The 6,747-nt window shown below is 62.4% G+C and carries 4 protein-coding genes and 1 pseudogene; all 5 read right to left on the minus strand.

What is annotated here, in order from left to right; genetic code table 11:
- Positions 1-1,374, minus strand: a pseudogene (locus tag DWX25_RS09725) (transcription-repair coupling factor); the annotation flags it as partial.
- Positions 1,375-1,531: 157 nt separating this feature from the next.
- A complete protein-coding gene (gene nth / locus DWX25_RS08865) occupies positions 1,532-2,197 on the minus strand; it encodes an endonuclease III (protein ID WP_117743114.1) in 666 nt (221 codons plus the stop codon).
- Positions 2,198-2,260: 63 nt separating this feature from the next.
- Complete coding sequence (locus tag DWX25_RS08870) at positions 2,261-4,063, minus strand: ABC transporter ATP-binding protein (protein WP_117799297.1); 1,803 nt, start codon at positions 4,061-4,063, stop codon at positions 2,261-2,263.
- 124 nt (positions 4,064-4,187) lie between these two features.
- Positions 4,188-5,543, minus strand: a complete 1,356-nt coding sequence (locus DWX25_RS08875) for a DNA recombination protein RmuC (RefSeq protein WP_117799296.1) — start codon at positions 5,541-5,543, stop codon at positions 4,188-4,190.
- 124 nt (positions 5,544-5,667) lie between these two features.
- Positions 5,668-6,102 (minus strand): hypothetical protein, encoded by a 435-nt coding sequence (locus DWX25_RS08880; RefSeq protein ID WP_117735428.1) that lies wholly within the window; start codon positions 6,100-6,102, stop codon positions 5,668-5,670.
- Positions 6,103-6,747: the final 645 nt, after the last annotated feature.

Below are 6,747 nucleotides of genomic sequence, written 5' to 3' on the forward strand. Positions count from 1 at the left end.
GGCGTTGAGCGCGTCGGCATGGCGCTCGCGAATCGAGGCATGGGCCCCCTGGCGGGCGGCGCGGTCGGCAGAATCCGCCGCCGCCACACGTACACGGTCGCCGATAACGCCGGCGTTTTCGGGGGCGGCAGTCAGCGACTCCTCAAAGGTAATGCCCGCATCGCCAAAGGTGAGCTCCATCGACTCGCGCGCACCGCGGTCGGGAATGGCAAACACGCAAGCGTAGCGCTTGCCCACAACCTCCTGAATGCGCGTCATAAATCGATTGTCCGAGCCCGCAATGGCCGGCTGCTCAATCTTGAGCTCGGCCGTAACCGCGCCGCCGGCACGAATCAGGCTCACGTAGTTCAGACGCTGCTGAGCACCAAAGTCGAGCTGCTGGGCACGCACGTACAGGCCGTCCAGACGGTCAATCCCCGCCTCGTCGGCACGGGCTTCGATATCCTCGTAGGCACGTAGGCAGTCGTCGAACAGCGAGCGCGGCTCGGACAGGACCACAAGTGCCTTGCCGCTCACGTGCGCCAACGGGCTCACGGTCTGGCCGTACATCACCGGCAAAAAGCGGTCGAGCTCGGGCGTGACGATGCGCGCGTCCACCATCTCGAGCAGCGCCGCCAGCTTGCTGTCGTCCTGGCTGGCGCGGTAGAGCGCCACATGCATGTTGTGGACTGCCTCGTCGGTGAGCGCCAGCTCGCGGCAGGGGAAGATCTCAATGCTGTCCTCGTTGCCGATGGTTTGGCCCGTGGAACTCACCATGCGACGGATGCGGTCGATCTCGTCGCCAAAGAACTCAATGCGCACGGGTGCCTTCTCCTGCGCGGGAAACACCTCGACGGTGTCGCCGTGCACGCGGAACAGGCCGGGCGCGTCGGCGGCACCGGCATTGGCGTAGCCCATGCCCACCAGGCGCTGCGGCACCTCGTCGAAGGGAATCTCCTCGCCCACCGTAAAAGTAGTGGACTCCCAATAGCGGCTCTCGACCGGCGGCACGCAACGCAGCAGTGCGCGAGCGGAGGCGACCATGATGCAGTTGTCCCCGCGCACGATGCGCCCGAGCGCCTCGCAGCGCTGGGCTACCACGGCGTCGTCGGGCGCCTGCTCGCGCCAAGGGTAGTCCTTGCGCTCGGGAAAGCGGCACACGTGCGCCAGGCCCACATAGGCGGCCAGACTGCGTGCGGCGCGATCGGCCGCATCCTCGCCACTCACAATGTAGACCGTGGGGCGCGGGCGACGCGCAAACTGGGCTGCCGCCATAAGCGTGCGACCCGACTGCGACACGGCCAGCGTCACGTCCTCGCCGGCATCGAGCCCGGCCTCGACGGTCTGCAGTGCCTCGGCAGTGTAGAGCTGCGCGGCTATACGGTGAATGAGCATGCTGTTCCTCCGGCATTGCAACGCCAAAAGCCCGCCGGGGCAAGCTCGGCAGGTCGTACGTCAAATACATTGTCTGTCATGGTAGCGCATGGAGAGGACTCCGGCTCAAGGGCAAACCTAGCCCCGCAAAAAACGCCAGACGAAGATGCGTTCCGCCCTACCCCGCTACGCGCACGCTGGGGCACAAATCTGCCAGCGGGCACTCGTCACACTTGGGTTTGCGGGCGTCGCAGATCTCGCGACCAAAGGTGATCCACTGATGGTTGACCGACTCCCAATACTCGTGCGGCAGAATCTTGAGCAGATCCCGCTCGGTCTTGAGCGGCTCCTTGGCATGCGTCTTGGGACTCAGCATTAGGCGATGCGCGATGCGGTTGACGTGCGTATCGACCGCAATGCCCTCGACAATGCCAAACCCCACGTTGAGCACGATGTTCGCCGTCTTGCGCCCCACGCCCGGCAGCTTGACGAGCTCCTTCATGTCGGCCGGCACCTCGCCGCCATAGTCGGCGACGATCATCTGCGCGGCCTCGACGGCATGCTTGGCTTTGCTCTTGTAGAAGCCGAGTGACTTGATGGTGTCCGCCACGTCAGCCACGCTCGCCCCGGCCATGGCCTCGGGCGTGGGCCACTGGGCAAACAGCCGCGGCGTCACCTTGTTGACCTGCATATCGGTCGTTTGCGCCGAAAGCAGCACCGCGATCAGCAGGCGGAAGGGATTCTCGTGGTCCAAAAAGCACTCGACCGGGCCATAGCGACGGTTGAGGCGCTCACACACCTCGATGGCGCGCTCGCGCTTGGCGGCATTGGTCTCGCGTGGCATAACGACTCCTCGGCTCAACGGCACAATAAACTTATGAGCACAATTGTCCCACGTATAGGGTCGTTACGCTTCCAAAAATGCGCCGGTCTGGCGGCTCCACAGGCTTGCATACTCGCCGCCCGCCTCGACAAGCTGCGCATGCGTGCCGTCCTCGACGATCTCACCATCGGCCAGCACCACGATGCGGTCGAGCGCCGCCACGGTGGACAGGCGGTGCGCCACCACAATGGAGGTACGTCCACGCATCAGATTTTCGAGCGCCTCCTGCACCAGAGCCTCGGACTCGCTGTCGAGGGCAGAGGTCGCCTCATCGAGCACCAGAATCGGCGCGTCGGTTAGGATGGCGCGGGCGATAGCCACGCGCTGACGCTGGCCGCCCGAGAGCTTGACGCCGCGCTCGCCCACCATGGTGTCAAAGCCACGGGGCAGGCGGTCGATAAACTCCAGGGCATTGGCCAGGCGCGCCGCCTCACGAATTTGCTCGTCGGTGGCGTCGGGGCGGCCGTAGGCGATATTCTCGCGAATGGAGCGGTGGAACAGCAGCGCCTCCTGCGGAACGTAGGCAACCTGGCGGCGCAGGCTCTGCTGCGTGCAGCGCGAGACATCCTGACCGTCCACGAGTACGCGGCCGCCCTGAACATCGTCCAGGCGCAGCAGCAGCTTGGTGAGCGTCGTCTTACCCGAGCCCGATTTGCCCACCAGGCCCACGCGCTGGCCCGCCGCCACATGAAGCGTCAGGTCATCGAACACGCTCTCACCCGCCGCAGCGTCACGGTACGCAAAGCTCAGGTGCTCAAAATCAATCGCGCCCTCGGTCACTTTGAGCTCAGGGGCGTCCGGGTCGTCTGCCACCAAACGTGGCTCGTCCAGCACGCGCGTCATCTCGGCAGCGTCACCCAGCGCGCGGTTGATACGCTGCATCATGGAGCTCACGTAGTTCAGACGCATGGTGAGGTTGTACGTATAGGTAAAGATCATGACGAGCGCGCCGGCCGACATGCCAAACCACGCGTTGCCGCCCGCCACAAACACGCTCACCACGGCCATGGTGATGACGATAAGGCCCGAGGTCGTAAAGTTGCGCTGCATCATGGCGTGCATCGATACCGTCTCAGCATCGCGCGCGGCGCGGTCGGCGGCATCGAACAGATCGTGCTCAAAGTCCTCGCGCCCGCAGGTCTTGACGGCCAGGATGTTCGTGACCGCGTCGGACAGCACGCCCGAGAGCTTGTTTTGCGCGGCGGACGTCGCGGCCGAAAGCGGCATGATGCGCTTGTACATAAGCCAGACAAACGCAATGTAGACGACCATGATGCCCACCAGGATCACAGTAAATGTGGGCACCACCGGGGCGAGTGCCGCCACCGTGCAGACGACCGAGGTGATGGTGGGAATGAGCGAATACACCGTCACGTCCACCAGTCCCGTATAGCCGCTCATAAAACGGCTCGTCTGGCTAACGAGCGATCCGCCAAAACGGCTGGTGTGAAATGTCATGGATTGGTTGGAGAGCGTGTCGAAGCACAGACGCGCCAGGTGATAGTTGCCTGCGATTTCGAGCTTGTAGACGGTGTAGTCCTGTAGCTTGGAGAGGATCTGACCCACCAGGTTAACGAGTACGAGCGCCAGGATATAGGGGCCGAAGACCTCAAACACCTGGTCACCCGCCACGGGACCGGCTTGAACGCGGTCGACAATGAGGGCCATCACATAGGTATTGGCAAACGTCAGCAAAAAGATGTAGCCCGCCGACGAGAACACCGAGAGAAAGACGATCAGCGGCTGTGTGCGCGTGACGTCCCAAAAACGCTGCAGCGTGCGACGCACGGTTGAGCGTTTGAGCGGACTGGTGCTTCTCTGAGACATGGGCTTCCTTTCGCATCTGATAGGGCGAAACACCATTGTTGCACATTAAAGTGCGCTTTAGGCAAGTGCGATGCGAGAAGCGCTGCGCCCCGCGCCTGCGCAGACGCCCCGCCGTCAGGTGCGGCTAGTCCTCGTCTTCTTGCCCTGCAAGCAGGCCCGCAGACGTGAGCCCCAAGACCTCGTCGGCCTCCTCGGCATCTTCCAGCGCGTCGATATCCTTGAGCTTGCGCTCCATAACGTTGGTGCGCGTGGTGATGATGCCCTCGACCGTCTTGCCCGCGGTCTCGATCTGCTGCTGGGCGCGGCGCAGCGCCGCCTGATAGCGCGGCAGCTCGGCCTTGACGGCGGAAAGCACACGCAGCACGTCGTCGGTGCGTTTTTGCAACTTAAACGTCTGGTAGCTCATCTGCAGGCTGTTGAGGATGGCGGCCATGGTGCTGGGACCGGCTACGTTGACGTGATAGTCGCGGCCCAGGGTCTCGATAAGCCCGGGGCGGCTGACGATCTCGGCGTACAGTCCCTCAAACGGCACGAACATGATGCCAAAGTTGGTCGTTGCCGGCACACTCAGGTACTTTTCGCAAATGTCTTTAGCCTCGCGCTTGACCATGGTGTCGAGCGTCTTGCGCGCGGCGGCGACGGCCTCCGCGTCGCCCGACTCCTGGGCGTCGAGCAGATGCTCATACGCATCGCCCGGGAATTTGGAGTCGATCGGCAGCAGCACGGGGTCTCCCTCGTCTACCGGCAGCTTGACGGCAAACTCAACGCGCTCCGAGGCGCCGGGCCTGGTGGCGACGTTTTCCAGATACTGGTCGGGCGTGAGGATGTCCGCCAGGATCGCGCCCAGCTGCACCTCGCCCAAAATACCACGCGCCTTCACGTTGCCCAGCACGCGTTTAAGGTCGCCCACGCCGGTGGCGATAGATTGCATATCGCCCAGGCCCTTATACACGGCCTCGAGCTGATCGCTCACCTGCTTAAACGATGCCGACAGACGGTCGTTGAGCGTGCGGGAGAGCTTCTCGTCCACCGTCGCGCGCATCTGATCGAGCTGCACGTTGTTGTCCTTGCGGATGGCGCCCAGCTGGGCATCGACCGTCTCGCGCACCTTGTCCAGGCGCTGCTCGATGCCCTCGCGGTTGGCGCCGAGCTGTTGGGTCGTCTCGCGGCGCAGGTCATCCATACGGTCACCAGCTTGCGAGAACTCGCGTGCGATGGCCAGGTAACGTTGCTGCTCCACAGCCGCATCGGTCGTCTGCTGCTGCGCGATGGCATTGGCCGTGCGGCGGGTTTCAGCCAGCGCGACGTTCAGGGCATCGAACGCGTTGTTGGCCTGCTCGAGTGCTGCCAGCGTTTCCGCGCTACTGTCGCCACGCTCCCGCAACTCGGCACGCAGGCTCTTGAGCTGGATGGCGCAAGCCACAGCAACCCCCACCGCCACCAAGGCGATCACAACAAGCACAATATCAATAGCAGACATAAACTCCGCCCAACAAACCCAATCGAGCACCAATCAAAACCGCGATCAATCTTACCCCGCCATACACACGGATCACTCACTGCCTTGCAGACAAATTTCTCTTAGAGCCGCGGGCGCTAAAACGCTAGCTCTCCCAGCCGGCGCGGATGGTTGTTATGACGTCACCTAGGCGCTGGCCCAGTGCCGCTAGATGTTGAAGCACCTCGTTGGGCGATGCGCCGTTGAGGATGCACGTGAGGGCATACGACGCCAGAAAGATGGCCGCAAGCCCCAACGGGATGAGCACGATCATCGCCAATGTGCGCAGGCGCTGGCCCAAACGGCGGCGGCGCGCGCGGCGTTTGTCGAACGCGAGCTCCTGCGCATATGAATCTTGCTGTACGGAATAGGCCTCTGGCGCCGATTCACACCCGGGCACAGCTGCAGGTACAGCAGCGGGCACGACGTTTTGCACAGGCGCCTGGTTGGCAACCCCTTGCATTTGCATCTCCATGAGTCGTTGCTGCTGACGCAGCATGCGCTCAGCTTGTTGCTGCGGAGTCTCAAGAAACAGATCCATGTTGGCCTCCAAAATCGGGGCATTCGACGCTTACGGCCAGCATCCCGCACCGCCATGACCGCGGCAACGCAATCGCCGGCAATAGCCACAAAGTTTCTTTTGCTCAAAAGCTGTCGAAAAGCTCAACAACTCCCCTACCAGCACTTTCTCTGAGCTTTTTTCGCCAGCAATCTTTTGGCCTTCCACCCTTACGCCAGCTGACCAAAATCTAACCAAAAGCTTGACGAAAATTGTGGAGACCGGGACCTCAAGTAAAACGTGACAGCCCCAAGCGAAGCAGCCTGGACAGTTAGTTCAGATATGTATAAATCAGACCCCCCACAGAAGGGCCGACACGCTCCGTTTGCTGCATTTTGGTCCCCCATAACGGACATCAAAGACCCAAAGTCAGGCGTAACAGGCATCCAAATGACGCCCAACAGACCTCCAAGGACCCAAAAGACAGCCATCGAGCGATTGGAAAATACGAATCTGAACTAACTGTCCGCCCCCACACAAAACGTGCCGCCCCATAGGGGGCGGCACACAAACTTTAATATCAGCTTTTCTGTAGCGAGCACGCGACGACCCAACGCCGGGGCGCGGGGCGGGGAGATACCTTTCCCTCGCGCGACTCTGCGAAGCCGTGAGCGAGAGGGAAAGGTA

Origin of the sequence: Collinsella sp. AF18-8LB (genome assembly GCF_003459795.1) — a bacterium.
GTDB lineage: Bacteria > Actinomycetota > Coriobacteriia > Coriobacteriales > Coriobacteriaceae > Collinsella.